Source organism: Streptomyces katrae (assembly GCF_000966975.1).
GTDB lineage: Bacteria > Actinomycetota > Actinomycetes > Streptomycetales > Streptomycetaceae > Streptomyces > Streptomyces katrae.
Map to the genome: position 1 here is coordinate 1 of NZ_JZWV01000725.1, position 2068 is coordinate 2068.

Here is a 2068-nt window from a genome sequence, read left to right on the forward strand (position 1 = left end):
GGGAAAGCTGCCGCTGGCCGAGCCCTTCCGGGAGACGGGCATGTTCCAGCCGGCCGCGCTGTCCGAGCCCCTGGCCCGGCAGGTGCTCGCCCTGACCGGCGCCGCCCTGCGCGCCCTCGGCGTCACCGACGGGGTCACCCACACGGAGATCAAGCTGACCCCCGACGGCCCCCGCCTGATCGAGGTCAACGGCCGCATGGGCGGCTACGTGGGCGCCCTGCTGCGCCGCTCCACCCGCTTCGACCTGCTGCGGGCCGCGCTGCGCGCCGCCCTGGGGCTTCCGCTGGAGGTCCCGGAACTCGAGTTCCCCGCGGTGGAGTTCGTCTACTTCCTGACACCCCCGGCCGATGCCGGAGCCACCCTCGCCGGGATCCGGGGGCTTGAGGAGGTGGCCGCCATGGAGGAGGTGTGGCAGGTCAAGGCCGAAGCCGTCACCGGCCGCTCCGTGCACTGGCGCGCCGGCACGGAGGGCCACCTGGGCACCGTCCACGGCACCGCCGCCGACCACGGCCGGCTGCGCTCCGCCGTCCGGGCCATCGACGCGGCCATCCGGCTCGACTACGCCTGAGCCCGGTACCCCGGAAGACCGCACCCCGCCGCACCCCGCTGTGCTCCGCCGGCCGGCGGGACGCGGCGACCCGTCCGCTACAGCGGGATCGTCGGGTCCAGGGGCTCCCGCAGCCGCCGCGCCACGAGCCCCCGCACCGGCGTGGCCAGCGGCGCGAGGTCCCACCAGTTCCGCGGGAACATCCTCCGGAACAGCCGGAGGTTGCGCAGTGCCACCGCCGTCGGCCGCAGCGGTACGCAGGACACCAGCAGGGCCGTCCGCAGGGCGCGCAGCTGGTGCGCGGGCCGCCGCGAGACCAGCAGGGTCTGGGCGAAGGCGTTGCGGTAGGCCCACCACATCATCTCGTGCCGCTCCGCGCCGATCTGCATGCGCGTGTTCGGCTCGCCCGCGTGCGGGTCGGCGGAGTGGGCCAGATCGGCCGAAAGGTGGTGCAGGCGCGGGTAGCGGTCGGCGACCCGCCACAGGAGGGTGCCGTCCAGCCCGAGACCGTGGGTGAACTCGAACGGCAGATTGCTCGGCAGCTCGTCCTGGAAGACCTCGAGCAGGTCGGCCCGGCGCATCAGGGTGCAGGAGGCGCTGACGGGCACCTGGTCCTCGACCGTCGCCGACCGCACCAGGAACTCCAGCGAGGACATCCGGCCCTCGCGCCGCCGGTAGAAGGTCTTCGGCCGGTCGTAGTGCCACGTCATCGCCGTGAACACGAAACCGACGGCCGGATCCCGGTCGAGCACCTCCACCGAACGGGCGACCGCCTCCGGCGATATCCAGTCGTCGGAAAAGAGGAGCTTGACGTATTCACCTTCGCTCAATTCCAGCGCGCGCCGCCAGTTCTGCACCCTCGGCAGCAGGGAATCATTGCGGTACGGGCGGACCCGGGTATCGGAATCGGCCAATTTCCTGATGACGTCCCAGGTGCCGTCCGTGCTCGCATTGTCGACCACGACCACTTCAATGTCGCTATACGTCTGGTCGAGAGCGCTGCGAATCGCACGCTCCACTTCCACGGGCCGGTTGTACACCGGCACACAGATGCTGACCTTGGCCATCACGCGCTCCCTTTCGTCGTCGAGTGGCACATTGAAGCACAGGATTGTCAACCGCCCGGCCGGATAAGGAAGATGTCCATTCGGGGTGCCCGGAACAACTGGTCTTGACAACCCGTTCACCCCGTGTTTGGTTTATTTGGCGATCAGTCCGGAAAATCCCGGCCCAACTCGCCCGTGAAAACGGGCGGTTATGCGGCGGGACCTGTAGGCCATGTTCTCGTTGGCCGTGTTCTTGGGGGAATTTCTCTTGCCGTCTGCCGACCAGCACTTCGGCCTGGTGTTCTGCGGTGGAGGACCCGCAGCGCTCGGCCCGATCATCGCCGCCGCCCGCTCCGGCCGGCTCGACGCACTGCTCGACCTGGGCATCGCCCTGGTCGAGCCCGGACCCGTGGGACCCGGCGGCCTCGCGCACTACCGCATCGGCGCCAACTCCCTCGGCGGCCCCTTCCTGGAG

Annotated in this window: 1 protein-coding gene and 2 pseudogenes; 2 read left to right on the forward strand and 1 reads right to left on the reverse strand. The window is 70.3% G+C overall.

The features are described from left to right. A pseudogene (locus VR44_RS25210) lies at nucleotides 1-568 on the forward strand (hypothetical protein); the annotation flags it as partial. 77 nt (nucleotides 569-645) lie between these two features. On the opposite strand, the gene VR44_RS41450 reads toward VR44_RS25210, so the two are convergent. After that, nucleotides 646-1614, reverse strand: a complete 969-nt coding sequence (locus VR44_RS41450) for a glycosyltransferase family 2 protein (protein WP_094191905.1) — start codon at nucleotides 1612-1614, stop codon at nucleotides 646-648. Between the two features lie 247 nt (nucleotides 1615-1861). On the opposite strand from VR44_RS41450, the pseudogene VR44_RS25220 reads away from it, so the two are divergent. After that, a pseudogene (locus VR44_RS25220) lies at nucleotides 1862-2068 on the forward strand (FrbG); the annotation flags it as partial.